The organism is Acinetobacter sp. TGL-Y2, from assembly GCF_001612555.1.
Classification (GTDB): Bacteria; Pseudomonadota; Gammaproteobacteria; order Pseudomonadales; family Moraxellaceae; genus Acinetobacter.
In genome coordinates this window covers 17774-42496 of record NZ_CP015111.1, presented here as the reverse complement: position 1 = coordinate 42496, position 24723 = coordinate 17774, and the positions used below count along the sequence as shown (strand labels likewise).

General features: G+C 34.0%; 31 protein-coding genes. 18 read left to right on the top strand and 13 right to left on the bottom strand.

Annotated features, from left to right (window positions below; translation table 11 throughout):
- Window positions 1–135 precede the first annotated feature (135 nt).
- The 5 genes from AMD27_RS16435 to AMD27_RS16410 all read right to left on the bottom strand — a co-directional run bounded on the left by AMD27_RS16435 (window position 136) and on the right by AMD27_RS16410 (window position 5367).
- The gene (locus AMD27_RS16435) at window positions 136–357 is read right to left on the bottom strand and encodes a hypothetical protein (RefSeq protein WP_067663258.1); all 222 of its coding nucleotides are present in this window, start codon (window positions 355–357) and stop codon (window positions 136–138) included.
- A 366-nt stretch (window positions 358–723) separates the two neighbouring features.
- Window positions 724–1845 (bottom strand): hypothetical protein, encoded by a 1122-nt coding sequence (locus AMD27_RS16425; RefSeq protein ID WP_067663253.1) that lies wholly within the window; start codon window positions 1843–1845, stop codon window positions 724–726.
- Window position 1846: 1 nt separating this feature from the next.
- A complete protein-coding gene (locus AMD27_RS16420; RefSeq protein WP_067663250.1) occupies window positions 1847–2998 on the bottom strand; it encodes a hypothetical protein in 1152 nt (383 codons plus the stop codon).
- Complete coding sequence (locus tag AMD27_RS16415; RefSeq protein ID WP_067663247.1) at window positions 2995–4167, bottom strand: hypothetical protein; 1173 nt, start codon at window positions 4165–4167, stop codon at window positions 2995–2997. The genes AMD27_RS16420 and AMD27_RS16415 overlap by 4 nt, the downstream gene beginning before the upstream one ends.
- 33 nt (window positions 4168–4200) lie before the next feature.
- Complete coding sequence (locus AMD27_RS16410; RefSeq protein WP_067663244.1) at window positions 4201–5367, bottom strand: hypothetical protein; 1167 nt, start codon at window positions 5365–5367, stop codon at window positions 4201–4203.
- 797 nt (window positions 5368–6164) lie between these two features.
- Between AMD27_RS16410 and AMD27_RS16405 the strand changes: the two genes are divergently transcribed.
- The 10 genes from AMD27_RS16405 (at window position 6165) to AMD27_RS16360 (ending at window position 13486) form a co-directional block, all read left to right on the top strand.
- The gene (locus AMD27_RS16405) at window positions 6165–6770 is read left to right on the top strand and encodes a hypothetical protein (protein ID WP_067663241.1); all 606 of its coding nucleotides are present in this window, start codon (window positions 6165–6167) and stop codon (window positions 6768–6770) included.
- A 121-nt stretch (window positions 6771–6891) separates the two neighbouring features.
- Window positions 6892–7554, top strand: coding sequence for a hypothetical protein (locus AMD27_RS16400; RefSeq protein WP_228140764.1), 663 nt, complete (start codon window positions 6892–6894; stop codon window positions 7552–7554).
- Window positions 7555–7568: 14 nt separating this feature from the next.
- Window positions 7569–8585: a hypothetical protein gene (locus tag AMD27_RS16395; RefSeq protein WP_067663238.1), complete on the top strand. Its 1017-nt coding sequence runs from the start codon at window positions 7569–7571 to the stop codon at window positions 8583–8585.
- 4 nt (window positions 8586–8589) lie between these two features.
- Window positions 8590–9462, top strand: coding sequence for a tetratricopeptide repeat protein (locus tag AMD27_RS16390; protein WP_171254879.1), 873 nt, complete (start codon window positions 8590–8592; stop codon window positions 9460–9462).
- Window positions 9455–10135 carry a tetratricopeptide repeat protein gene (locus AMD27_RS16385; protein ID WP_067663231.1) on the top strand — a complete coding sequence of 227 codons (681 nt, stop codon included), beginning with the start codon at window positions 9455–9457 and terminating at the stop codon, window positions 10133–10135. Before AMD27_RS16390 ends, AMD27_RS16385 begins: the two co-directional genes overlap by 8 nt.
- A gap of 78 nt (window positions 10136–10213) precedes the next feature.
- A complete protein-coding gene (locus AMD27_RS16380) occupies window positions 10214–10453 on the top strand; it encodes a hypothetical protein (RefSeq protein WP_067663228.1) in 240 nt (79 codons plus the stop codon).
- 83 nt (window positions 10454–10536) lie between these two features.
- Window positions 10537–10968 (top strand): guanosine-3',5'-bis(diphosphate) 3'-pyrophosphohydrolase, encoded by a 432-nt coding sequence (locus AMD27_RS16375; protein WP_416202826.1) that lies wholly within the window; start codon window positions 10537–10539, stop codon window positions 10966–10968.
- Window positions 10969–11699: 731 nt separating this feature from the next.
- Window positions 11700–12011 carry a hypothetical protein gene (locus AMD27_RS16370; protein WP_067663222.1) on the top strand — a complete coding sequence of 104 codons (312 nt, stop codon included), beginning with the start codon at window positions 11700–11702 and terminating at the stop codon, window positions 12009–12011.
- A 116-nt stretch (window positions 12012–12127) separates the two neighbouring features.
- The gene (locus tag AMD27_RS16365; RefSeq protein WP_067663219.1) at window positions 12128–12907 is read left to right on the top strand and encodes a hypothetical protein; all 780 of its coding nucleotides are present in this window, start codon (window positions 12128–12130) and stop codon (window positions 12905–12907) included.
- Window positions 12908–12973: 66 nt separating this feature from the next.
- Window positions 12974–13486 (top strand): MmcB family DNA repair protein, encoded by a 513-nt coding sequence (locus AMD27_RS16360; RefSeq protein ID WP_228140763.1) that lies wholly within the window; start codon window positions 12974–12976, stop codon window positions 13484–13486.
- A gap of 139 nt (window positions 13487–13625) precedes the next feature.
- On the opposite strand, the gene AMD27_RS16355 is transcribed toward AMD27_RS16360, so the two are convergent.
- From AMD27_RS16355 to AMD27_RS16345, 3 genes are all read right to left on the bottom strand, one after another.
- Complete coding sequence (locus AMD27_RS16355) at window positions 13626–14276, bottom strand: hypothetical protein (protein ID WP_067663216.1); 651 nt, start codon at window positions 14274–14276, stop codon at window positions 13626–13628.
- Between the two features lie 231 nt (window positions 14277–14507).
- On the bottom strand, window positions 14508–15110 hold the full coding sequence (locus AMD27_RS16350) for a hypothetical protein (RefSeq protein WP_067663213.1): 603 nt from the start codon (window positions 15108–15110) through the stop codon (window positions 14508–14510).
- Window positions 15111–15158: 48 nt separating this feature from the next.
- Window positions 15159–15521, bottom strand: a complete 363-nt coding sequence (locus AMD27_RS16345; protein WP_067663210.1) for a hypothetical protein — start codon at window positions 15519–15521, stop codon at window positions 15159–15161.
- A gap of 238 nt (window positions 15522–15759) precedes the next feature.
- On the opposite strand from AMD27_RS16345, the gene AMD27_RS16340 reads away from it, so the two are divergent.
- Together AMD27_RS16340 and AMD27_RS16335 are read left to right on the top strand one after the other, a co-directional pair.
- The gene (locus AMD27_RS16340; RefSeq protein WP_067663207.1) at window positions 15760–15984 is read left to right on the top strand and encodes a hypothetical protein; all 225 of its coding nucleotides are present in this window, start codon (window positions 15760–15762) and stop codon (window positions 15982–15984) included.
- A gap of 174 nt (window positions 15985–16158) precedes the next feature.
- Complete coding sequence (locus AMD27_RS16335) at window positions 16159–17133, top strand: S49 family peptidase (RefSeq protein WP_067663204.1); 975 nt, start codon at window positions 16159–16161, stop codon at window positions 17131–17133.
- A gap of 271 nt (window positions 17134–17404) precedes the next feature.
- Here the strand turns inward: AMD27_RS16335 and AMD27_RS16330 are convergent, their stop codons facing one another.
- Entirely contained in the window at window positions 17405–17836 is a 432-nt protein-coding gene (locus AMD27_RS16330; protein ID WP_067663201.1) for a hypothetical protein, read from the bottom strand.
- A gap of 339 nt (window positions 17837–18175) precedes the next feature.
- On the opposite strand from AMD27_RS16330, the gene AMD27_RS16325 reads away from it, so the two are divergent.
- Complete coding sequence (locus tag AMD27_RS16325) at window positions 18176–18703, top strand: hypothetical protein (protein ID WP_067663198.1); 528 nt, start codon at window positions 18176–18178, stop codon at window positions 18701–18703.
- Window positions 18704–18841: 138 nt separating this feature from the next.
- On the opposite strand, the gene AMD27_RS16320 is transcribed toward AMD27_RS16325, so the two are convergent.
- From AMD27_RS16320 to AMD27_RS16305, 4 genes are read right to left on the bottom strand one after another with little or no spacing between them, the layout of a single operon-like run.
- Window positions 18842–19135 (bottom strand): hypothetical protein, encoded by a 294-nt coding sequence (locus AMD27_RS16320; RefSeq protein ID WP_067663195.1) that lies wholly within the window; start codon window positions 19133–19135, stop codon window positions 18842–18844.
- Between the two features lie 9 nt (window positions 19136–19144).
- Window positions 19145–20026 (bottom strand): hypothetical protein, encoded by an 882-nt coding sequence (locus tag AMD27_RS16315; protein WP_067663192.1) that lies wholly within the window; start codon window positions 20024–20026, stop codon window positions 19145–19147.
- A gap of 17 nt (window positions 20027–20043) precedes the next feature.
- Complete coding sequence (locus tag AMD27_RS16310) at window positions 20044–20976, bottom strand: tetratricopeptide repeat protein (RefSeq protein WP_067663189.1); 933 nt, start codon at window positions 20974–20976, stop codon at window positions 20044–20046.
- On the bottom strand, window positions 20960–21994 hold the full coding sequence (locus tag AMD27_RS16305; RefSeq protein ID WP_150115830.1) for a hypothetical protein: 1035 nt from the start codon (window positions 21992–21994) through the stop codon (window positions 20960–20962). Before AMD27_RS16305 ends, AMD27_RS16310 begins: the two co-directional genes overlap by 17 nt.
- A 97-nt stretch (window positions 21995–22091) precedes the next feature.
- Between AMD27_RS16305 and AMD27_RS16300 the strand changes: the two genes are divergently transcribed.
- From AMD27_RS16300 to AMD27_RS16290, 5 genes are all read left to right on the top strand, one after another.
- The gene (locus tag AMD27_RS16300; protein ID WP_067663183.1) at window positions 22092–22757 is read left to right on the top strand and encodes a nuclease-related domain-containing protein; all 666 of its coding nucleotides are present in this window, start codon (window positions 22092–22094) and stop codon (window positions 22755–22757) included.
- Window positions 22758–22915: 158 nt separating this feature from the next.
- Window positions 22916–23182, top strand: coding sequence for a hypothetical protein (locus AMD27_RS18655; protein ID WP_150115829.1), 267 nt, complete (start codon window positions 22916–22918; stop codon window positions 23180–23182).
- A gap of 106 nt (window positions 23183–23288) precedes the next feature.
- Window positions 23289–24155, top strand: a complete 867-nt coding sequence (locus AMD27_RS16295; protein ID WP_067663180.1) for a hypothetical protein — start codon at window positions 23289–23291, stop codon at window positions 24153–24155.
- Window positions 24156–24166: 11 nt separating this feature from the next.
- The gene (locus AMD27_RS18815; protein WP_171254878.1) at window positions 24167–24328 is read left to right on the top strand and encodes a hypothetical protein; all 162 of its coding nucleotides are present in this window, start codon (window positions 24167–24169) and stop codon (window positions 24326–24328) included.
- Window positions 24329–24351: 23 nt separating this feature from the next.
- A complete protein-coding gene (locus AMD27_RS16290; RefSeq protein ID WP_067663177.1) occupies window positions 24352–24717 on the top strand; it encodes a hypothetical protein in 366 nt (121 codons plus the stop codon).
- Window positions 24718–24723: the final 6 nt, after the last annotated feature.

The following is a 24723-nucleotide window of genomic DNA, read 5'->3' as shown; positions in this document are numbered from 1 at the left end:
TTGTGCCTAAAAGCGCGTCCTTGCCTATGAACCGCATGTGCGATAGGTAGCAATATTCAAATTATTCACTTGATCTCTCAATATCTAAAAACCGCATGTGCGATATGTAACAACATTAATTTTAGCACAACTCTATCAATTATTGATTTCTAAGAATATAGCGGTATCCAACTCATGATTGCTAAATTTTGATTCAATCCAAATACCCGATTGACCGTCATCTTCTAGTAATGAAGCAAGATCATCTGGGTTCTTAGATGATTTTTTATATTCGACATTAAATCGATTAACATGTGTTGTTTCAGTATTTTTTAAATTTTCTACAATATGATTAATATCGCGTTTCTGATAAAGCATAAATTAAACCCTTATTAAATTATGGTTTTTTAGACCATGAGACCTTGTAGTTATAATAGTTTTAGTTAACAGAATACATGTAATACCCAAAACCAATACCTAGTAAAATTGAAAGTTCAAATAGTTTTGTATACTTGTAATTCTGTAGGTTAAAGTGATCACTATCTTTGACCCACCAACCCAAAACAATTGAAAGAATAAAAAAAATGAGGAAGGTGGGGAAAAACCCATAGTAGTAGATGCCAATTACGGTTCTAAGACTTGGTACAAAAAACAATTCTTGAAATACATCAAAAGATAAAAAAACTAAAAAAAATAAAATAATAGAAAGCCATTTAAGCCATCCATCTGTATAGCGAATCAACATCATTTTTTAAACCCCATTAATAAATTATTACTTTTATTCATTAATAAGCTAATGGCAGCTTTCACTTCATTCACTTTATAAGTACGATAAATAATGTAGCTTAAAGTTAAAATTGCCATGGATGAAAACGTAAATATGCCAGCAGAACCTAAGTTAAAAAAGTCTATAGTGTGTGTAATTGCCTTTGTGGTAGATACTAAATTTTCATTACTGGCCAGTGTTTCATCACCAAATATATTGCCGAAAAAGTAAGGAATTATTATGGTTAAGGGCATCATGAGTACTGCGAAAATAGGTATTCTTGAGTTCATCATGAAATGAAAACCTATATATGCGATAAGTAAGAAGCCAACGGCGCTACTCATTGCGGGAATGGCAGTAGTGGCAACACTTGTTAAATTCTCAACTTCACGACCAGAAGAAATCTTCTCAATAGACGTCCAAGTAATATGATACGTGCTTGCTAAATAGTTATAGAGTGCCAAAATTGAAAATACAATCACTAAAATAATATGCGTAAAGCGACTTTTATCAAAATCATCATGATATTTATTTATGTCTTTTTGAAGTTGTTCATGTGTTTTAATTGGAGTGGCTTTTAATCCATTGTTAAAAGAATCATTAATATGATGTAGGGTTACATACGCATAGCGTTCTATCAATTTAATTTGATTTTCAGCTTGTTCTATTTGCTGTTCAATATGTGTTACTTTCAAACGATTAACAGATAAAATTCCGATCATATCATGTTTGAAATCACCATCTTTTAGCTGAGGATAGATTGTTTCTAACTCATCAATACAATATTTATAATTTGTAGAAATATATTGAGCCTGATTTTTCCCTTTATTTAGATCAGTTATATGCCCTTCTAATTTTTTTACCAAATTATCTTTTTCATTGTTGAAGTGATACATTCCAATTGACTGCAGTAAAGGTATTTTACTGGTAATATTTTTAAGCTTATCCTGTGTCTCTTTGATTAGGCTATTGCTGTCAGTTATAGAAAGCTCTATAGATGAAATAGAAGAAGAAAGAGCCGTAAGGGTTGTCAGCATTTCTTTTGCTTTTTTATCAGCTATAGTTTCAGCACTATTGATATCATTCTTAAAAGTATTCATTTTAAACTCCTGAATTTTTATCAGTGTTGATCTGGGTTGGTTTTAAAACTTCATTGAATGAATTGATTATTTTTTTATTCTTATTCATGTTTCGAATTCCGATTATGGCAATCACAATAACGACTAGATTCATTAAAATAGTAGCGGCTGTACCTAAACTATAAAAATCATAGGTGGTGATAGTTTCAATAACTTTTGTAATGGATTTTTTGATTGTTTCATCCGCTATTGTATTATTTGTATGTATTATTCCAGCGATAAAAGCAGGAATGACGAAAAATGGACTAGCCATCATGCATCTTACTACCGCAGTCCCTTCATCTTCCCTGCCATATTTCAGCATTGCATGACACATAAATACAAATGAAGTAAGTGTTATAGCAGTACATGAGATAAGAAAAATTGTCATTCCGGTCGATGTTGACGATAATTCAATCCATTTATTATTTTGTAAGCCCATTGTGAGTTTGCTTTCAAATTGCATTACAAATTTTGAAGCCAAGAAGTTGTATATGCTAAGGATGATGAAAGCGAAAAGAAGCCCCGTTAGAGATTTTGTAAGTAAATTATATTTTTTTTGAAAAGAAATATATTCCTTTTGAATCTGTTCAAACGTTGGAGCCTGTTTTGACTGACTATTTGTTATGGAGAGGGCGTCATTCATGTGGTACAGATTAATAATAGAAAAGTTTTCTAATCGCTCTATGTGCTGTTTAGCACCTTGAATCTGATTTTCGATAGTGGCCAGCTTCAAAAAATTACTTGCAACAATAGGGCTTAAATCAGATTTGAAGTTGGAGTCAGGGAGTTTTTCAGAAAGCTCTTTTAGTCGTTTAACGCATACGTCATAGCTATCTAAAGTTGTTGTGCCTTTATATACACCACTCTTTAGTAGTTGAATATAGTCATCAATTTCAGATTTTACCGAAGTTCTCTGCTGTTCATATTGATATAAGGCCATCATTTGAACTAATGGCTGTTTATCAGTGATGTCAGTGATATTAGAGGCGACATTCTTTAGGACTAAATTACTGTCAGAAATGGGTTTGTTTAAATACTCAAGAGTGGGAGAAAGACCTGTAAGGATTTCAATAATCTCTTTAGCTTCCTTTTTCAATGTGTCGTCATTCATAGTAGGGTCGTAAGTATTCAATGCTCAGCTCCTTGGCTCTTTGTTGCATCCTTAAAGAGCTTGATTAAGTTAACAGGTTCAGCCTTGTACCGGATATATAGAAATAAAATTAATATTGCTGTTAGTGAAATGCAGAGTGTATATAAGCTTGCTGCGGTTCCTAAATTATAAAATTCGTAAGTAATGATAGTTGGGACTTCTATGGTTTTAACTTCTGGCGCTAACATTTTTTGACAAAGATGATTAATTAATAAAATGCCAAAACCTCCAATTAAATAGTGAATAGCATCTTGTAGGGATGATTCATGAGTTCGCTCAAGAGGTTTTGCAAAATGTTGCCAAAGATGAACTACACCACTGGCAACAAGTGGAATGCTGGCAAGTATCATAAGGCCATTGCCAAAAGTGGCTACAGTATCTACTGATTTACTTATACTGGCAGAAGCTTTCGAAAGGGGAGAGAAATCACTGATCTCTTTAACAAGAGGAACTTCTTTTTCAATGACTGACTTATATTGAATTACAAAATTTGATACCAGAAAATTAGAAAAAGAAATGAATAGCATAAATCCCGAAAACCAAGATAAAACAATCTTGGTGAAAGAATAGCTGGATTCAAATTTTTTAATTTGTGACTGTATTTCAGGTAAGTTTGGGAGTTTATTTGAGAGGTCATACTTCAGCGTCATTGTTTCGTTAAAGTGATATAAATTTATATCGATAAAACTTTCTAACTTATTTGCCTTGGATACTCCGTGATCTAGTTGTTGTTGCATGTTGGCCAACTTCAACTCATTTTGAACAATGATTGAAAATAAATTATTTTTATATTCAGATTCAGACATTAAACACTGAGTCTCTTTTAATTCATTAAGAGAATAGCTATAACCACTAAGCAATTTATTGGCGCGTTCAAGTGCGATGTTAATCCGGCCAAGAATTTCTTCAAGCTCAGCTTTTAAGCCAGTTTTACGCCGACTGAAAAGGTATAAAGAAATAGACTCACTTAAAGGATGTGAGCTATTTATATTTTTGACTTCAAGCTGAAAATTCGCTAAATGCTGATCACCATCTACCAGTGGTTCGTTTAAAAAATGCAAAGTAGGAGATAAATTTGTCAGATTTTCAATAATTGATTTTGCTTTAGTCTTTAGCTTTTGTTCATCTGGTATATCAATAAGTGTATTCATATTTTCTTAAACCTAACTAGAGTCAATTATTGGCTACTTTTCATGATTTTGTTTTTGGAAAAGCTTTATTGCGTCAAAAACTTTTTTATCTGACTGTTTTTTCCAGATGATCGTAAAAAATATAAAAATACTAATAATTAACATAGCGATAGTAAAGTTTTGGCTTAAATGCATAAACTCAATAGTTGAAACCATTGTGATTTCTTTAATATTTTCTGGAGCTTTGGGGCCGAAAAGGTATTCAACGCCTATCAAAAGTGCGTAAAAGAACCCACCAGTAAACAAACCAGCAAAAATAAGTCCTGATTCTTTTTTGTATTGAGAAATACCAGACAAAATTCCTATGCCTGACACGATCATACCTAGCAATAGAGCAAATTTAAGAGGGTAGTAAAAGAATTTTTTTAAAGTCTCTGCAGATTCTTCCAGTGTTGAGGTTAAGTTGCGAAATGAGCCGGAATATTCAGATACAGAGGGAGTGGTGCTAACTTCAATGGCTTTTACGGTTTCCCATGTTAATTGGAAATGTGTCGCCATTAGATTCCAAGAAGCTGCGAATAAGGCAATGCAAATTAGAAATCGGCATGTTTTTATAAAGTGCTTATGCTTATTAATTGCACTTAAACATTTGTCATTTAAGGCTGTAGCTGTCAATACAGTAGGTATTTCTTTAATTTTAAGCTGTAGAGCCTCATTGAGATGGAATAGCTTGATGTCTCTATAATTCTCAAGTCGCTCCATAAAATTCACGGCGAATTCTGTTTGCTGTGAAATATTGGCTAGTTTTAAACGATTTTGAGCAAGTATGGCCAATAAATCATTTTTATAATTTGATTCAAGTAAGTTCTCATGAATTTTTTCCAGTTTGTCTATGCAAAGGCTGAAATCAGACTTATTCGATTGAGCCAAAGCAATACCCTCATTTAAGGCAAGGGTGATTGCATCAAGTTTGGGCTTTAGTCGATCTTGATCTTGTTTAAATAGAAATATTGCAATTGACAGAAGAAGTTCATTGGAGCTGTGTATATGCGTTACATTTTCTTGGATTTGATTTAAGAGTTTATTTCCCTGATTTATAGGCGAGTCGAGATAAGGCAGTGCGGTAGAGAATGCCGTAAGGTTGTCGATGATGAGAGAAGCATCTTTTTTTTGATGAAAAACTGATCGTTCATCAGGCAATTCTGAGTATAAGATTTCCATGTTGTAGATTCTCTGTGTTGATATCTTAATATTATAATAATTTAATAAATATTAATAGATTTTATTATTTATTATTTATCTATTGATTCTGTTCTGTTTTGAAATTGAATTATATGTAAAAGCTATAAGTTATTGTATTTTAATAATTAAAATTCAAAAAAATAACTTTAAATTATTTTTGAGATAATCATCTATTATTTTTGTTTTGGTTATGCTTGGTGGCGCTTGTTGTTCTAGAATTTTCTTTAAGTGAGATTTTGAATTTTTAAATATGAATATTTCTCGATCATTAAAATTATTTAGGATTATTATTTTTTTAATAATTGGTTTTAGTATTTATTTTATTTTTAGTAAATAAAATCGACAATAAGGTACATTTTTTATTTTAATATTATTGTAACTTAGTGTAATGATTGTAAAATAAAAGTAACTTGTTGTTTTTATAGTTTTACGGTGAAAACAGGCACTTTGTATTTTACCAAACGGTAAAGTTTATTTAGCGTTTGGTAACATTTTCGACATTGCTGAATCCCTTGTTATATGGGGTTTTTGGCATTTTTATGTTTATATTATAACCAAGAAAAACGCCCAATAAGTGTGCAGGCTGAATGCAGTTTGGGTTTTATTAAAATAGTGCATTCTGATTTATTTTTACTTGATTTTTTATAATAAAAATTTACAATAATTAAAAATCTGACATGTATTTTTATTAAATTGGCAATATGGTTGGTTTGAAGCTAATTAATATTAATGAGGCCATGGGTGGTAGTTCTGGATAATTTTAAATAGAGGCTTAAATGCAATATGCAAACAAGGTAGATAAGATATTGTTGAGATTCGAAGACTGTCAAAACAAGTCTAACGAAGAAATTAACGAAGCCTTATACTTCGCATATTGCTCTTTGCCGAAATATAGTAAAGAAGAACAAATCTTATCTGTTAATAGAAGCCCATCAGTGGAATTTGAGTATCTTGATGATGATGGCTGGGAATTTGAGCTTGCAAACAATTTGAGTAAGTTGTTTCGGTGTATGATTGCTATTTCTAAACGAGAAAAGATTAAGGTTATAGGTAAAGCAAAAACAATTTATAGCTTCACTTTTATTGGAGTAGAAGCTGATTCATTGGTGGCAAGCAAAATATTTAATTCCATTTATAAAGCGATGATGATGCGTAGAAACCAATATATCTATGGTGCATGTATTTCTGGTCAAAGTCGTAAAATCAAAGTAATTAAAAGTTCCATTTTTAAATCACCAAATGCAGTACATGTAAATTCTTATTGCAAGCAAATTGTTGAAGATATTAGTAGTTTTTCGGACCCTATTTTCCGTAATGAATTCAAAGATATAATAAGCCACAGCCTAGCTAATGAAGTCCATTCCTCAAGCTTGATGCATTGATATAATTATAAATATAAATAAACGATAGATAAATATTAGATTATAAATTGATATTTTCTATTTAATTTTTTTAAAAAAGAATATAATCTATCCGAAATAACATTCCTTTTCGGAAATGCGTATGTCTGAATTTAATCCTCTACGCATAGAGGTGGATATGATGACCTCTATCGTACACTCAAACACACACCCTATTCATTTGGATGGCTTGCTGTACTGGGCCATCTACTCAATGAATAACAGTCATGAAAAAATCATCGAAGTATTAGATGAAACCTTATCAAAATCGCACGATGTTTATCACGCATCTCAAGCACTTTATGAAAAAAGCAGTAGCAATAATATCGTGGCCAAAGAAATAACGAGAATAACCCGCACCGACTGGAATGAGTTTGATGGCGTATTAACGAAAGTCAAAAAAAGCATTAAAGAAAATGAGGGGGTGTTTTGCAGAAAGTTCACTCTAAAATTAGCAACGCAAGTAAAGCGCATTATTTTCTTCGCTCATGGCAATCATGAAAAAATCCAATTTTATCTAAATAGCATCCTTGGTATTGGGCTGCAGTCAAATTCAGGGTTTGGTGAAATAGAAAAGGTTAAGGTCACTAGAATTGTGGATGATCACAGTTGGTTTTTGGATGAAAAACTAAACCGAATTTTGCCGAAGTCTATGTTCTATATGTCACGCAATGAACCTGTCAAATCATGCCGATATAAGCCAAATTACAAAAGCAGTGACATCGTTGACTGCTATATTCCTATTGGCAACACATTGGTTGTTTAAATGTAGGGGGATGAATGAACTATTTTGAATTGAACGGACGTATTGAGCTTTTAGAGCCATTTACCGTGAACGTGCCAAACAATAACCACTTTCCTCTGAATGTACACGGCGACCCTATAGTGCCTGCATCAACTTTGCGTGGATGGTTACGTTTTGCGAGTTATAGATGCCTTGTAGAGGTCTATAAACAAAATGGATTAACGTTCTCTATTCATGAGCATTATATGCTTGGGAAAGGTGTTGATACAAACGATTTAATATCAAAAGAACGTGCAACCGGTATTGGTTCAAATGTACCAGTACGCAAGATGAATCCGCTTATAGATTTATATGGACGTTGGGGCCTTGCGGGTGCGTTAGGTGTCGGCAATGGCATTGCTCCTAAAAGTGCATTGATGAAGACAAATATAAGCAGTCGATCTCACATCTCAGATCAGTTTGATGAATTTAAGCAATATATTCTGGAATCAGAACATGCGGTCCTAGATAAAATATTGAATGAGGACGGGGAGTTTGCACCCGAACTTCGTGCGCTTAAGCTACAGATTAGAAATATCAACAATGAGCGCCGTGTTGCAACCAATATTGAAGCCAAAGACAACTTACTTGAGCAATTAAATGATTTAAATAAACAAGTAGACCAAGTAAAGAATAAAAAAATCGGGTCCAAGGAAACAGTTCGCAGGCTGAACTATGGAGTTGAAGCCTTAGATGCTGGAACCAGTGTTAAGCAGACAATGAAGCTCTCAGGTAATGCAGAAAACAGTCTGAAATTTCTAATCTGGACAATGAGTAAATTAGTGCTATTCCCAGTAGGGGGGATGCGTTCTCACAATTTTGGAAAAGTCGAGCCGAAGTGGACCATTACAAATCATACTTTTGCTAATCCGAGTGGTGAGGCTGTTGGAATCGTTGGTTGGCAAGATGGAAAGTTTATTAATGAGCTTAATAGCGGTTATATGTTTGATCTAGAAGCATTTGAAAAAAGCTTAATTGATGAAAGCATATTTAACTTTCGAGTATTTGGTTGAATTTATGAGTAATAGCGTAATGAGCAAGCGCATCGATATTAAAGCGATAGCAATCAAAACTACTTTAGTTCTGGCAATGTCAGTAAGTGGTTTGGCATTAAGTGGATGCTCAAACAAAGGGGATATGAGTACTCTCTCTAAAGATGAAATTATTGTAGCAGGCGACAAAAAAATTGATGCGGTACGGTCACTTCATGATTTGGCAGTAGACAATGTTGCAGTAGCACAAGGTCAATTAGCCCAAGAGTTTTATGATGGTATTTTAGTTAAGCGCAATGATGCAAAGGCTCACTATTGGGCTGAACGAGCACATAGCAATAAAGATAGTCTTGGAACACTTGTACTGGCACGTATGACCTATTACGGCGAAGAAGTGCCACAAGATAGCGCTAAAGCAGTTGCAATGCTGGAATCAATCAAAGATAGCCGTATAGAAGTAAATTATATCCTTGGGAAAATGCTATTAGAGCAGGCATCGGATAATTATTCGGATTATCAAAAAGCGATTGGCTATATTAAAAAGGCAGCAGACAACGGTTCAGCAGTTGCTCAATATGATTACGCAGAGAGCTTGCGATTAGGTCTTAAGAACACACAGGATTTAGATAAAAAAATGTCAGATGCTGTAAAGCGATCTGTGCATGAATACATGTATATGGCATCTACTTCAAATGGAGATAATGCCGCAGCTTATCGTCAATTGGGCCTTTACTTTGTAAATGGGTTTGGGGTCGATAAAAATGAGATGAATACTGAAAAAGGTATGAAGCTAATTTCTACCGCTGCAGAGCTTCATGACTCTATCGCCAAAAAATGCATAGACACGAACATTTGTGAACTAGATAAACCTGTAGAAGTGAAAAATATAAATGAATAGCATTTTATGTATGACTGTTTCTGGAATTCTTTTGGCTGTGACGCTGACGGTTCAAGCGGCAACAGTTAATTCTAGAATCATTACAGAATCAACAGGTAGTCAGCTTACTCAACAGGCATTATTTTTATATAACAGTCAGGATGAAGATGATAAAAGAACTGCATTCATCATGGCAAACAAAGCTTTAGATTATCTAAGCACAGACTATGTAGCAGCGCGATTGCTTGGAAATATGTATTACCACGGTATCGGAGTTAAAGTAGATAAAGAAGAAGCTTTGATGAAGTATATCTATGCTGCAGATAATGACGCCGTATCTGCATTCATGGCAGGGAGTATGTATTTAAATGGCGATGGAGTCGAAAAGGATTTGGAATACGGCGTAGAGCTGGTAAAGCAAGCTGCAGACATGGGGGAGCCGGAAGCACAACTTGAATTGGCACAACAGAATTATAAGCAAAGCAAATTAGAGCCTGTACCAGCAATGAAATTGCAATTAGAAAAATCAGCACTTCACTATGCAACATCATGTTCAAAACAGAAACAGACAGAATGTATGGAAATATTGGCAGATATATTTAAAGGTGGTCTTGCTGGCATTCCTGTTTCTGAAAGTAGTGCCGATGAGCTTTATAAGTTAGCTGAACAAGTTAAGTCGGGGGGGGTAATGTGAAACCTCTATAGACAACAATATAAAAATAATGAGATTAATTTTTAGTAGTGATTATTGGTAGTTTTAAAAGGTAATAGAATGACTGAATTTAACGTTGTTGATCAGCAGAGCAGAGTACAGCAAAGTTATCGTGTAAATAATGAATCAGTGGCTTTAGCACTTAAAGAGCTTGCGAGAATTCGTAATAGACCTGATGGTTACTCGCTAGAAGTGGTTCGGGGTGTTAGAGATGCGATTAACAATAATAAAGAACATCCATTTAGAGTTTTTGTAGAGAATGCTTTGCGAAAGGAAAACTTAAGAGCACGAAAGCCTTAAATTTTCTGAACGTAAAACCTAATCATGAGTTTAAATCTGGATGGCCAAAGAACAAAGAGAGTGATATGGACCTACTAAGTAAAATGATTATTTTTGCTACCATGAAGCATAGTGGTCAAGTGTGTAAAGGTGGAAAGCCATACATCCTTCATCCTTTAGCTGTTATGGGGCAAGTTACATCAATAGCTGCAAAAGTTGTGGCTGCAGGGCACGACTTACTTGAAGACACAGATGCAACCAAAGATGATCTAAAGGCGCAGGGATGTAGTGAAGAAATTATTCAAGCGATCATGGCTTTGACTAAATTAAAGGGCGAACGCCGTGTTGATTCAGCCCACCGTATCGTAAGCAACAGACTTGCTTGTGAAGTTAAGCTTGCAGATGTAGCGCATAATATGGATTTGTCACGCTTGCCTGCAATCACAGATAAAGATTTGAGTCGTTTAGAAGAATATAAGATGGTCCAGTTAATTTTGGAAAATGCAAAGAGCAATAATTGGAACAATTTCCAATAGTGCTCCAAGGTTAAGTTTCAAAAAGAAATTTTGGAATTTTTGTTAAAAACATTACTTCTTAAAATAAAAAAACGCCTTATAAATCAAATAGGGCGTTTTTTTATTAAAAACCGCATGTGCGATGTGTCACGATGTAGATGTTCAAATCCTAGTCTTGGAAATCCTGAAAATCGCATGTGCGATATGTCACCAATCTCTTAAAGTTAATATTCTTTTTGTTCACCTGAAAATCGCATGTGCGATGTGTCACTAGACCAATTTTAACATAAGTCTATAAAATTTTTAGATTTTTTAAAATAAATAAGGATAACCCAAATTATTTTCACAACAACACAACCCACTGTATTTATTACATTTTAATTTTATTAAAATTTATTGGGTAAGTTTGTTTGCCTATATAGTCGAAATTATTTTAGTGATTGAGAGTACTTTCATACTAATTAGTAATTAGTAATTAGTATCGTACAGTAACTATTGATTCTTTGGTTGGCATTTTATTACAGCGGCCTCCGAGGAAATATAAACGTGAAAAAGCGCCGTGCAATACGGTTATTTTATGGAAAAACCATACTAAACAAGCATATACATAATATTTATGAAAATAATAAATTGGCATAATGTTACAGAAACAATTGATTAATAACATTTAATGGAAATACTAATTGTTTTTAATAGGGCTTAATGTGATATATATTAAACAATAGATAAACATTTGTTTTTGGTGGTTAAATATGGTGGCAATAGTAGGTCTAAAAAATGATTATGACTTAAAATACTTGCATGAAGTGGTGGAATATGGGAAATACATTGAAGCAGAAGCGGCACTTATGAAAGATGGAGGGGTCTATCTGTACTATAAGCGTGGTAATAAAGAATCAAAATATTGTGCTTACAACTTTGACCCCAATGATACAAATCGTCTTTACTGGAAGAACAGTAGTAATACCTGTTATTTTCAAGCTTTTAATTTTTATGTAAATATTGGCTGGAAGGTCGATTTAATCAGTATTAGTGAGATAGTTTTACCGCCACTTCCCGATTGATTGTGTCGATTTTCATAATAAACATAATACTTTATAATAAATGTTTCCAAAACATTATTATTTAAGATAATAAGTGATATAATTCGCCCAACGTTTTCCCCTTGAGATTTGTGTTAATGACAAGTTTAGATAATATTTTGAGTCTTCATGATTATTCTATGATTTATGCCTTACAAGCAGAGTTTAATCGTGTCCGTGGTTCATTTGATTTAGCTGATCTTAAAGGTGCAAAATCTGCTTTTCGTATTTTTAGCTCAGAATTGCGTGAAATAGTACTCGCTGTAACAGAAAAAGATTATGAAGAATTGCGTGATGGGGTAGGTGATATCATCACAACCATTCTGTATTTAGCATATCTTTGCGATATGGACATTAAAGAAAAACAAGTCAAAGACATCTACTTTAATGAAAGTCTTTATCCTTGCGAAGATTATACATGCTACGTCAATGAAATTTATAAAGCTGCATGTGATCTTGAAAAAGCAATTGATGATCAAGATATTGAAGCAGTGAAGCATCAAATTATACGTGTGATTGCTAAAACATATTTGGGACTACCTGAATTTTCGCGCTTTAGTATTCGTGACGATTTGGTTGAGATCACACGGGCATCGCTAAGCAAAATTTGCCCTACAGTAGAAGAAGCTGAAATTAGCATTAAAAAGTATGCTGATGAAGGTTGTCTTACTTACTGGAAAGCAACGCCTAATGGTGGTTATGCAATTTACTCAACAGAACAACAGCTATTCCGTGGTGAAGTAATTAGCAAAGATAAATTCCTAAAATACTACAAGTGGAAATCACCAGTATTTGAAGAAATTACGAATGAAGACACGAAGTGGAATTGCTATAACAACTATAAATTCGAAGCTTTGGCTATGCTTGAATCAACTTAGTTAAGTTTAGCGACTGAATAAGGAAAAGGGTAGTCATGATCATGGCCACCCTTTTTTATTGTGATCGTGAATGAAAAAATAAAGATCAAAAAAGGGCTTATTGTGAATAATGAAATTAAATGGACTCATCCGGAATTGGTAGAGATTGGCTATAACTATGTTCTTAAACAGCTCAAGTTTCCAATTGCAGCTAAAGAATTGAAGTGTATTGGTAGTAGGGAGCAACCAGATGTTATCGCATTCCGATCTAACTGTAGTTTGATGATTGAGTGTAAAACCTCAATGGCAGACTTTAGAGCCGATTTTAAAAAGCCAGAAAGACAGGGGCTTCTTTCATCCATAGGGAATTATCGTCTGTATTTGGCGCCAAAAGGTTTGATTAAATTATCGCTAATCCCTGAGCGTTGGGGGCTATTGGAAGTTAATGACAAAGGTAAGGTTGAAGTAGTAAAGTTCATGAGGGGGAATATATACATAGGCAACCACGCACCGGAGGTTCATCAGGAAGATGATGACTACTTTCATCTTAGTGACTTAGAAAAAGAACGTGCATTCCTTTACTCAATGATGATTAGATAATGGTGCGTAGTAAGTTAATTAAGGAATAAGAAGTTTATTGGCTATACGGAATAACCTGTGAAAATTAAAATATCCCTTAAATTTTAAGGGGTTTCTATGCAAATTTAACTTCCAATAAAACCATTCTACTTAGCTCCCGCTATGTAGTCGATTCTGTTTCATCAATCGCTATTTTAGGTATTTTATAAGCATCTCTCTTAAAGCAACGAAGAAAGGCGCGACAATCGACATATTTATCAAAGTTCTTTAAGCACAGATATCCAAGTAATAAAGATATAATTGGCATAAAAGCTTGCAAAGGAATTATTAATAGTATTCCTTTTTCATAAACACTTAACATCCATGCAATATATTCATTCATGATTACAAGTGGAATTACTCCAATAGATGAGAGTGAAATATATCCAACGAAAAACAAGAAGGCTTTAAACAAATTAGATTTAGGTTTAAACCCCGTAATTGCACCAGTCTCATCTCGCTCTCGCGTGAGCATGTTTCTAATTCCAGCATATTGTGCTACCCAGCAATCAGCATTTTCATATTGTGAAAAAAACTTTGCCTCGTTATAAGTGAGCGCATCATTGTTAAAAAGGGACTTTGCTAATCTGTCTTTATACAAATCAGACCGTATTTTTAAATCTTGAGCTTCGAATTCTAATGATAGTCTTAAAGACTCTACTTTGCTTTCTTGCTTATGCTTTAAATGCGGTAATTTATTGTTCAAAAAAGCCAATAAAATTGGAATAACCAAAATTGATAAAATCCCGCCAATTTTTAAAAATAAATCCATTATCATATTTTTAATTTAAAAGTTTGGTTTAGGGCTAATTTGGTTTTTTGTCAACCAAAAATTAGGGCTAATTCAATAATTTGTCAACTAAACTAACTTTTATGCGAATTTTTGACTAAATTCATTGAGGGTGTATTACACCCTGAATCTGCCACACATTTCACTACAAAACCAGCCACTCTTAAAGATTGGCTATTTCATTAATTCCATCACTTATTCCGCATAGCTAATTTATTGCTTGCTGCGTAAATACATTTCTCTGAATGTGATTTCGTCCAAAGGATTTTTAAGCACATGAATCAGTAGGTTCATATAATTTTTATATTCTTTAGTACGAAACGGTATCTTTGGAGATTTATTTTTATTATAAACCTTTAAAACACTTTTCCTTAATTCACCGTAATTAATTGAATTATGATCTTTTATTTCAACTGTCTGGGAATCATACAGGTCTGTTTCAAGACACAAAAAATCAATCAAATAACCAGAAGTGAACGTGTCAAAGGCATTGGCAACATCATTTATGCTTTTGTCAAAATATTTAACGGTAAAATCATATAACCCCATTGATAAAGTATATTTTTTGATCATGTAATAAATAGAACCAATGATCATCAAAGGGAGTAGAAAGAAAAAGCTTGCAATAAAAGCCGGCTGGCTTTCAGGTGTACCAAAAGCAAAGTAAAGGATTGTACCAAAAACTACAGCAACCAAATAAGCCAATAAGACCTGTTTAATGATTGATAATAAAATCAATTTCTTACTTTGTTGTTTTGATAGTTTATCATTAACAATTTGAAATACAAGTTGAGCAGTTGGGACTATTTTATACATAAATTATTCACTTTACGGGATGGTGTCTATTGGAAACAATCGATCAAATTATCCGACTTTCTCAACTAATTTTTGGTACGACTCCTTACCTTTAGGGGTTAGCATTTTATCCAGAAGTTTTTCTTGATGGGTAATGACTTTCTGACATGCCATGCTTACAACTTTTAGGGTTTCAGAATCCACTTCTATATCACAGGTATTATCTTGATAAACAGTAGTGTATTGCTTAATTTTAGTATTATTGTCTGGTGTTGATTCAAGAATATCTACATTCAAATGAAAAAAATCTTCGGTGGCTTGAAGTGCAATGTCTGACGGAGCTGGGACTTTTAGGATAGGAACATCTGTTGCTTTGTTATTACAGCCTGCAAGTGCTACAAGAACGGGTATTAGCAAGAATGCTTTTTTCATAAATGGGTGCTCTAAAATTTTTTCTGGCGACTAATTTGATATTATACTTATTAATTTCAAGATAATCATTATTGTATTTTTAAAATAAACATTGCATAAACATTTACTAATAAATATTTATTATGTATATTCTACTAATGCTTGGTGAAGGCATAAAGCGATAGAGATGTAAGATGTAATGAATGAGCGATTGTCGGGGAGATGTCGCTCATTTTTTTTATTTTTAAATGGGTGATTTATGAGTGATCAAGAAGTTAAGTATTTTGAAAATGGTTGTCTATGTCTGCTTACTGGCCGTATAGAGAAAACAGAATTAACAGGGCAAGAGGGCTGGGAGTATTATGTGTCTAAATGCGCTTGTACGCGGAATCCTGAGCTAAGTAAAGATCAATGCTGGGATACTAACAAGGAAGAAAGAGAGAAGGCCCTACAGCAAATCAAAGCAAACTCACATATTATTTAATGATACATTTACCTTAGAGAGCCTATAAATCATGAAAGTGTTTTATAGGCTTTTTTATTTGAAGACCACAAAGATATCGAATGAATATTAACTAAAATAAATTGTATTGATTAGCTAATAAAATATAATGAAAGTGATTTTAATAAATTAAATAATTTTGTTATTGGAGATTCCATGGCTAATCGATTCAAAGAATATATATGCAATCTGTTCAAACGTACAGAGCATGATGTCGTGGAAAAAACACCATTTTATATTTATAAAAAAAGAACAGCTTTAGACTATGTGGCGTTATTTCTTGGTATAGCAATTAGCTTACTGGTCATCTTCAATTTATTGAAAATTTCAGGTATTGGAAGTGTCTTTGATAGTGGTGATCATATTGCAACCGTTAAAATCTATGGAATGGTATCAAAAGATGATGACGTAAATGTTTACTCCATTACGAAAAGCTTGGAAGAAGCATTTAAGGACCCAAATAGTAAAGCTATTGTTCTTAAAATCAATTCTGGTGGTGGCTCACCATATCACTCAGAAACGATTTATAACGAGATCATGTACCTTAAGTCCAAATACCCAGAGAAGAAGCTGTATGCGGTCGTAGAGGACGTTGCAGCATCCGCAGCGTATTACATCGCATCAAGCGCAGATGAAATCATTTTAAGTAGATCGTCAATTATTGGTTCTATCGGGGTGTTGATGTCAAATTATGATATTCGTGGCCTTGCAGATAAAGTTGGAGTTAAAGACCGTACGCTTCATGCGGGACGAAACAAAATTGCTTATTCGATGTTCCATGACGTAACGCCAGAACAAGAAGCTCATGTAAATGCAGTCCTTAAGGATTTACATGGCCATTTTATCCAAGCAGTGAAGGATGGTCGCGGAAAGCGTTTAAAGAATGACCCTGATTTATTTACAGGTGATTACTGGACAGGAACTAAGGCAATTGAACTGGGTATTGCAGATCGGTTTGGTGATATGAATACACTTAAGCGAGAGATGAAAACAGATAAGGTTCGTGATTATACAGTGACGAAAGGTAGTATCAGCGAAATTTTTAGCATGAGTGCTTCTACTGCAGGAAAAGCTTTTGCTAAAGGTATGGTGGATAACATTAGTGAAGAATCAGAGATGAGCTTTCGATAGATAGTTAACAGCGCTATAAATAAAAAAACACCTTCATGAGGTGTTTTTTTATTAGAATCGCGTGTGCGATATTTAACTTTATCAAAGTAGACTTAGATAAAATTGATGACCTAAAAACCGCGTGTGCGATGTATTGCTTCAACAACTACCATTAAGTTTTGAATCTAATTCTTAAAACCGCGTGTGTGATCTGCTCGAAAGAGGATATCAACATCACTAGGGGGAATCCATTCCTTAAGGATAATAGATGTACCCTATGATAATCAAAGCATTATTTAATCAAATATTCTGTTAGGAACTTAGATAGACCAATATCAGTGACTTTTTTGTCAGACAAGTATTTTATTGCAGAGGGATTACCCTCAACTGCAGCAGATTGAATAAGCTGTAAAGCAAGGGATTTATTCGTTGCATAAAGATTACTAGCCTTCACCATCATTGCATCTGAGTTATTTTGTGCGACTTGGGTATCAAGTTGCGCCATATATTTAGAGTCAGAGTAGTTAGATGCAAGCCATAAAATTGCAGATGATTTACCCTGATCTGCTAATTGAACCATTTCAGCTTTGATTAAGTCATTTGATACATGCTGTTGCGCAATATCGATTCGTGGCATAAGAACATCGTTACACCAAAGGGCAATGCCAGAGATTAGTAGAGTGGCAATTCCGAATTGAGGAAGTTTCTTTTTGAACTCTTTCATCTTTACAGGATTGCTTACGAATAGAGGCTTATTTTTTAAAAAAATGTTCTAACGGTTGAGAGTCATTCATCGTTTATTTACCTTTTTTCATGCGTTTGAAGTTATTCGAAAATCATAGTTGGGGCAAATCCTTATTGGGGACCTCACGTACGCGCCGTGACCGACTGTGCTTTTTGATAAAATGTAATTTAATCATACAATCGTTTATGTAATGTATGTATTGTATTATTAATAAAATTTATTTTAATAAATAAACATTTTCTTAAATGGTATATTATTTTATTAAGTAAATGCTGGCTCGATCTACAGCATGTATGAGAAAATTTAAGGCGAATTGATATGAATGTACCAACTCTTCAAGAAATTATAGATAGAATACCTGTGCATAAAAACATACATAAATCAGATGTTGTTGCATATTGTGATGACAAACTTTCACATGCTCAAATTTTATATTTTCCATTGGGTTATTTAGACTATTTAAGAAAAAAACTTAATAGTTCAAAGAAACGTGAAGATATTGAGATGGGTTTTATAGCTAAATTATTGGAGGAAAAATATGGAAAGCCTTTTGATTTAAGTAATGATTACACCAATTGGGCTGAATGCTGTAAAGCTTTTTCATGTTTCTTGGAAGATTACAATTTTTCAAATGAAGAAAAGACATGTATAGATAATTTAGCTTCAAAATATGATTTTACGCTAGTAGATGCTTGGTTCTTTCTTGAGGCTATGAACTATCGTCCTAATTCAAGAATTGACGTTTCAATGGAAGACCGTGCGATAATAAACCTTTATTACAAAGATGAAGATTTGGATCGTGTTAATCATTTATTAAACTGGTATCTTGGTTTAGATGATTTATAAGTGATCAGTACGGAAAAGAATTGCAAGGCTTATCAGATTTAGAATTGACCATAAATTGATTTATAGAATTTTTGAAACAAAAAGCGACCCATACCGGTCGCTTTTTTATTGCCCTAGATCAGATACCAAGGCATTCCTTTACATCTTCTTCTTAGAAGGAGTTGGTCTTCTCGGTTTCGTGATGAGTATCTTTTGAAAAACGGGTAAAAAGTGAGGCTTATCATTCAATGTTTTAAAAATAAATGCTTTAACCAAATCAAAATCAACTATTTTGAATTGTTTCCTGATGGTGGCATAAGACACCATGGTTTTACATATTTTCTCAATTTCACTGTCTGTAAAATGGCTAAAAATATCCGGTGTAAATTTATCACGAAGCATGTGATGTTCGGAACCTTCAATCATATTGCGCTGCTCAAGTTGATTTGACATAAATAATCCTTATCGATTAAGAATCCGATGAATTAATCGTTTGTATAGGTTCAAAACTAAAACTAATAAAAATGGAATCGGCAGAAAAAGCAGAATGTTTAAAATAAATTGAGAAAAGTGGCCAAAGAAGCCGAATGCTGGATGGGGTTTAGTATTTTCTAAAATCTTTACTTTTTGCCCATGGCACATAATCGCGTTATAAGGCTTATTTTCTAACGGGATGATTTGATAGCCTGCATATACAGATGGTATAGCGTTGTGGTACTTAAGCATGTCGAAAACATGATCATTGGAGCACAAGAGACGGTTATCTACTGCAAGCTCATTTTTGTTAATTGCATTCTGTGAAAGAGTGGCAAGCTGAACACTGGTGACTGTAGGCAGCATGACATTAACGGTTAATAGAAATACTGCAGACGCCGTTAAGAATTGACGGAAGTAAGTTCTTCCAAGTACAGGGTAGGCGTCTTGAACAATAACCAGATACAGGAATGCTAAAGAGGCAAATACAAGAATATTAGAAGCAAGGTAGTAAAAGATTGAACCAAAAAACGGGATAGGGTACTTAATTGCTTGATTTAAACCATTGACTTTAGTTAAGTCGGCATCAGTCGTTGGGACCGGCAATAACGTACAAACTGGCACAGTGTCTTTTCCACCGGCATATTTATAAAGCTCATCTATGCGATCTTTATCTTTGGCTGTAATTTCAGAGATGTTTTCACACTTTGTATGCAGTATCGTTGTGGTATCAGACACAAAGGTTTGATATGTGTATACAGGTATGGCAAGTACGAAAAGCAACAGGCTAAATCGTATTACTCGACCAATAAGTGATGTAGCTGGTATTAAATCATTAACTTTCTTTAAAACACTATTCTTAATTTTCATGACTACCTCAACACAGCTCATGATGGCGTGTGTTTAATTGTGTCTAGGAATACAGCAGCTTCATTATTTCCTTTGAAAGCAGACTCTTTAATTAGTTCAAGGCCCATGTCCTTGTTTTCCTCAAAGCCTTGCCCGTTATAGAGCAAGTATCCCAACGTGTATTGGGCTTCTTTTGAACCTTTCTTTGCTGCAGTCACGCGTAACTCTAGCCCCCTACGGATGTTCTGAGTGACGCCGTACAAACCATTTTCATAAATACCAGCAAGAACTTGACATGAAGGGGCAAAACCTTCATTTGCAGAGCTATGTAGAAGATCAAGACCCTTAGAGGTATTCGCTTTTTCTCTTTTTGAATATTGAATGAGATATACGGCTAAAGCATGGTTGGCCATAGGGTGTTTAAGTTTCTGTGCTTGATATAGATTTGGTAGTGCTTCATCAAGATAAGCACTTAATTGTTTTTCGCTAATGTTGAGTGAGGTCACTTTTTTAGGCTTGGCCTTTTTGGGCATCAAAGACTGAATGTATTTGTCTAAAGCGTCCTGACCTTTTTTCTTTATTTGAGTTTGCTTCTCAAACTTACGGTGATCGATAACGTCAGTATACTTTCCTAATAGCAGTTGACCCAGTAAGGCATGTATTTGTCCAGTAAGATTAGTATCGGTTGTATCAGTGTTTGCAAGGCGAAGAATTTCAATCGCTTTATCAGTATCACTACAGTTGTTAATGTAGTGAAGTGCTAACTCAAGGCATGAATTCGGATGCCCTTTAAGCGCAGCCCGTGAGAGCCAAACAACACCGGATTCTTGTGCTTCAAGATTTTCGACTCTAGACAAGTGCATACCAATTTTGTGCTGACTATTTAAGTTGCCGAATACAGCAAGCATATAGGTATAAAGCGTATCTAATGGCCCAGTACTAAGAGGTGTAATTTTAGTTGATTTTGGCATCTTTAAGCTCATTATCTGTATAGGTATCAGCGCCTGTTCGGGCAGCACCAGCAACATTGCGATTAAACATTTCCTGCTTGTTCACTTCTTCAATGACAATGTTATGGGTCCTATCATCTAAGCCATAATCGTTTTTAAGTTCAGCTAGTGTGTCGTTGTGAATATTGATGCCTGTATTTGGGTCCACGTATCGTTCTTCGTTGAATTTATCCATGCGTCTAACCGATATATCATCTGCATTAATGTTGGCGAGGCGTGTTACCTGACGACTAACAACGACTGGGGTTAAGTACATTGGATTTTCAAGAACATATTCAGGCACATCTAAGTTTGAAACAGCATATCGAGCTAATTCACTTGCATTGTTAATTTGGATACGTGGGCCTAAATCTTGCAATGTTTCAGTAGTACTCGTTGCATTAAGCAAAATAGATTGGAGCTTATCTAAGGCATTACCTTGGCCTTTTGTAGCGGTTTGCTGGGTATCAAGTTTGAAATACCAAAGACCATGAACCGGCAAAGGATAATCTTTGATGAATTCAAAAACGTTCTTCTCTACTAAGGGAGAATCGTTGTAAGCATTTAAAGGGGAGTTATTATTTTTTTGGATTTGGAAAAGCACAGGTGTATTAATTGTATCGCCTGACATAGATCGGAATGTCATATAACGACAGGTTGCTGAGTCCTTTCCAGTGGTCAACTTTAATTCATACATAACCAAATCTGAATGGGTGTTAAGTTGAGTAAGCAGCTTGGTAACATCGGCTGGTTTTTTTGCCCGGGCAATGAACAGGCGACCAAACGCTTCACTTTGAATTTCAGTAGGCACTGTTGATGTAAAAGTCGCCGTATCAAAACGAACCGATTTATTGTTATACAAGGTGTTAGATGTTTGCTTCATGCAATTATTCAGTATTGTGGATTTCTGAAAAGCACTTACAGAAGTCTTAGAATCACCACCACAACCGACCAAGGATGCAACAATTACCATCGTAAATAAAGCGATTGGTTTCTTCATTTTAAACCGATTTTTTAAAGTTTAGATTATATATAATAATATCATTAGTGAATTGTTTTAAGTATATTATTTATAATATTAGATAAAGGTTTATTACATGGATATTTATAGCATTCTAATGTGTGTATGCGTAATCGGAATATTTATTCTTATTGGCAAACTAAAATCAAACTATAAAAAAGCGCAACAAGGTCGTGCTGGTGAGGCTAAAGTATCGAAAAGTTTAAGTTTTTGGATGCAGAAGCGTAATAAAACCTATGTTTACAATGACCTGACATTACCAACAAAAAGTGGCAAAACCACACAGATTGATCACTTGGTATTATCTAGAAAAGGCTTGTTTGTTATTGAAACAAAAAACTTAAATGGCAAGATTTATGCGGATATCGATAAACCACAGTGGAAGCACATAAATAGAAAAGGAATTAAAAACGACATCTATAATCCAATATTTCAAAATAATGGACATATCGGGCACTTGGCATCATTGTTTGATGAGCCTAATAGCTCCTTTACAGGTATTGTCACAAACATCGGTTCGGCAAAGATAAAAGGGAGTGTGAACCCTCTTTTTGGTAAGTGCTTAATTGAACGGGGTACAGGATTTGTTTTTCGTATGTGGCGAAGTGAAAATCGATTTGATCAATCATTCATAGATCATTTAATGAAGATTGTAGAAGAAAACAAGTTGGAGCAGAGTGCAAAAACCAATAAGACGCATCTGAAAAATATACGCCGTAAAAAGAAATGGACATTAATGTAGTGTGTCATTAAATTTGGATGATTATTCACGATAATAAACATTCAATAAATGTTTGCTATATGTTATCTTGTGTTTATTAATGTAACGAAAATAGCATCGTGAAATTATCAATATTTTATGCAAGTTTCTATTTATGGCTCCTGACAGCTGTTCTGATTATGTCTCAAACAATCGGGTTTAATTTTGGAATTAGTACGGTATCCTTTAAGAGGGCTATTGCAGATTTTATTTTATTATTTATTGGTCTTTTGCCAATAATTTATGTCTTTACATCATACACTTATGTTTATCTTCAAGGCATTAGAGAGTATGGGGAACAAATACCTAAAGAATATATAATTACTTCTAATACAATGGTTATCTGTGTGATGTCATCTGCATATTACTTGTATACAGCAATTGAAACTTATGCTTGGCTGCTTTAAGCGCCGTGATTATAATTAAATAATAGATAAACATTAATGTATTTAATAATCAAATATAATATTATTGATACCAAATAGACGAATTATTCTTTTTGGGCGTTCTTAAATGAAAAAAATGCAGATGGTTTTTGCAAGCTTCTTGCTTAGCTCAACAGCGTATGCTGAAAAAATCACATTAATATCAGAGACACCAATTAGCAAAGTCTATTTAGATAAAAGTAAACTTCTTGTTTCTCCGAATGCTCAAAGCACAATTGAATATGATTCAATCACCATTTCATTAAGCGACCACAATCCTCAGTTCATGACTGGATACATGTTAATCGCACATGTGGTTGATGATTGTGCTGCCAACATGCAAACTATTTCCGCTATAAAAATAATTGACAACAATAATAATGTTGTCAATCAAATCGCCGTGAAACCATCTCAAACAGAGCGTATTGATCTTAAATCACCTAAAGGTAAAGTTCATTTAGTAGCATGTGAATATGGTTCTAAATATCCAATTTTGACACCTAGAGCCGAAGAAATTGCACCTGATAATGTAATCATTCCTAAAATTAGTCATGTGACTGAAAATAAAGACCGTGAGAAACTTTTGAGAGTGAACGGCAAAGATTGGCTATTTTTGGCAAAGAATGACAAGGCGCAAATGTTTGTGGAGCCAAGAACCGTTAAGTACAACAAGAGCAATGGAATGGCCACATTTTTTAGCAAACTTGAATCGATTGATGAAAATAATAAAGATTTCCCGAAAGGGCAGTACTTAATTGGACAGAATGTTGCAAGCTGTAAGGATGAAACAGTTGCCAGACTATATTTAGCTAAATTCACTAAAGAGCATAAAAAAGTAGATGAGTCTCGTACAGAAGCAAAAAACTTATCATATACATTTGCTGACCCATCGAAGCTATCTGGGGCAATACAGCGCTATGTGTGTGAAGAACGTGCATCAGGTTTAGATAAGTGAATGAGGTTAAAATGAAGCTTAATGAAATAGCTGACAGCGATCTTAAAGAAGAAATCTTAAACACCTATCACAATCTAAATGATTTCATTAATGGTGAAGAATTAGATGCTGCTATGGTGAAACTAATGATAGAAAACCTACACGATTTAAAAAATCAGCTGAATAATCACTAATGGTAAATTTAAGGATGTTTAATATGAGAGCAATTTTAACTATTGTTGGTCTGCTTTTTGCTGAATCAGTTTTTGCACTATCACCTAATATTAACTCTAATCAAGCGAAGTTATATATTGATCAAAATGCCAATGTATGCGGTAAGGTGGTTCGTATTGGGAGTCATCATAAAAGTCATGATAAGTTTATTAATATAGATAGTTTTTATCCAAATGAAATATTCTATTTTTATGTTCCGAGTACAACAAATATTAATTTGAATAAATATTTAAATAAAAATATATGTGGTTTCGGGAAAGTAAAGCACTCACCGAGATCAGATATAAAAAATAACCGTATAATTCCTCAAATTATAATAACTAATGAATCGCAAATATCATTCCAATAGAAATAG

Coding starts and splice junctions, on each gene's coding strand:
- AMD27_RS16395 (WP_067663238.1), top strand. CDS start 7,569: ATGAACTATTTTGAATTGAACGGACGTATTGAGCTTTTAGAGCCATTT.
- AMD27_RS16340 (WP_067663207.1), top strand. CDS start 15,760: ATGAGTGATCAAGAAGTTAAGTATTTTGAAAATGGTTGTCTATGTCTG.
- AMD27_RS16330 (WP_067663201.1), bottom strand. CDS start 17,836: ATGAAAGAGTTCAAAAAGAAACTTCCTCAATTCGGAATTGCCACTCTA.
- AMD27_RS16345 (WP_067663210.1), bottom strand. CDS start 15,521: ATGAAAAAAGCATTCTTGCTAATACCCGTTCTTGTAGCACTTGCAGGC.
- AMD27_RS16315 (WP_067663192.1), bottom strand. CDS start 20,026: ATGAAAATTAAGAATAGTGTTTTAAAGAAAGTTAATGATTTAATACCA.
- AMD27_RS16325 (WP_067663198.1), top strand. CDS start 18,176: ATGAATGTACCAACTCTTCAAGAAATTATAGATAGAATACCTGTGCAT.
- AMD27_RS16300 (WP_067663183.1), top strand. CDS start 22,092: ATGGATATTTATAGCATTCTAATGTGTGTATGCGTAATCGGAATATTT.
- AMD27_RS16335 (WP_067663204.1), top strand. CDS start 16,159: ATGGCTAATCGATTCAAAGAATATATATGCAATCTGTTCAAACGTACA.
- AMD27_RS16365 (WP_067663219.1), top strand. CDS start 12,128: ATGACAAGTTTAGATAATATTTTGAGTCTTCATGATTATTCTATGATT.
- AMD27_RS16305 (WP_150115830.1), bottom strand. CDS start 21,994: ATGAAGAAACCAATCGCTTTATTTACGATGGTAATTGTTGCATCCTTG.
- AMD27_RS16290 (WP_067663177.1), top strand. CDS start 24,352: ATGAGAGCAATTTTAACTATTGTTGGTCTGCTTTTTGCTGAATCAGTT.
- AMD27_RS16375 (WP_416202826.1), top strand. CDS start 10,537: ATGATTATTTTTGCTACCATGAAGCATAGTGGTCAAGTGTGTAAAGGT.
- AMD27_RS16350 (WP_067663213.1), bottom strand. CDS start 15,110: ATGTATAAAATAGTCCCAACTGCTCAACTTGTATTTCAAATTGTTAAT.
- AMD27_RS16425 (WP_067663253.1), bottom strand. CDS start 1,845: ATGAATACTTTTAAGAATGATATCAATAGTGCTGAAACTATAGCTGAT.
- AMD27_RS16435 (WP_067663258.1), bottom strand. CDS start 357: ATGCTTTATCAGAAACGCGATATTAATCATATTGTAGAAAATTTAAAA.
- AMD27_RS16310 (WP_067663189.1), bottom strand. CDS start 20,976: ATGCCAAAATCAACTAAAATTACACCTCTTAGTACTGGGCCATTAGAT.
- AMD27_RS16400 (WP_228140764.1), top strand. CDS start 6,892: ATGTCTGAATTTAATCCTCTACGCATAGAGGTGGATATGATGACCTCT.
- AMD27_RS16415 (WP_067663247.1), bottom strand. CDS start 4,167: ATGAATACACTTATTGATATACCAGATGAACAAAAGCTAAAGACTAAA.
- AMD27_RS16355 (WP_067663216.1), bottom strand. CDS start 14,276: ATGGATTTATTTTTAAAAATTGGCGGGATTTTATCAATTTTGGTTATT.
- AMD27_RS16390 (WP_171254879.1), top strand. CDS start 8,590: ATGAGTAATAGCGTAATGAGCAAGCGCATCGATATTAAAGCGATAGCA.
- AMD27_RS16385 (WP_067663231.1), top strand. CDS start 9,455: ATGAATAGCATTTTATGTATGACTGTTTCTGGAATTCTTTTGGCTGTG.
- AMD27_RS16410 (WP_067663244.1), bottom strand. CDS start 5,367: ATGGAAATCTTATACTCAGAATTGCCTGATGAACGATCAGTTTTTCAT.
- AMD27_RS18815 (WP_171254878.1), top strand. CDS start 24,167: ATGAAGCTTAATGAAATAGCTGACAGCGATCTTAAAGAAGAAATCTTA.
- AMD27_RS16370 (WP_067663222.1), top strand. CDS start 11,700: ATGGTGGCAATAGTAGGTCTAAAAAATGATTATGACTTAAAATACTTG.
- AMD27_RS16405 (WP_067663241.1), top strand. CDS start 6,165: ATGCAATATGCAAACAAGGTAGATAAGATATTGTTGAGATTCGAAGAC.
- AMD27_RS16295 (WP_067663180.1), top strand. CDS start 23,289: ATGAAAAAAATGCAGATGGTTTTTGCAAGCTTCTTGCTTAGCTCAACA.
- AMD27_RS16380 (WP_067663228.1), top strand. CDS start 10,214: ATGACTGAATTTAACGTTGTTGATCAGCAGAGCAGAGTACAGCAAAGT.
- AMD27_RS18655 (WP_150115829.1), top strand. CDS start 22,916: ATGTCTCAAACAATCGGGTTTAATTTTGGAATTAGTACGGTATCCTTT.
- AMD27_RS16320 (WP_067663195.1), bottom strand. CDS start 19,135: ATGTCAAATCAACTTGAGCAGCGCAATATGATTGAAGGTTCCGAACAT.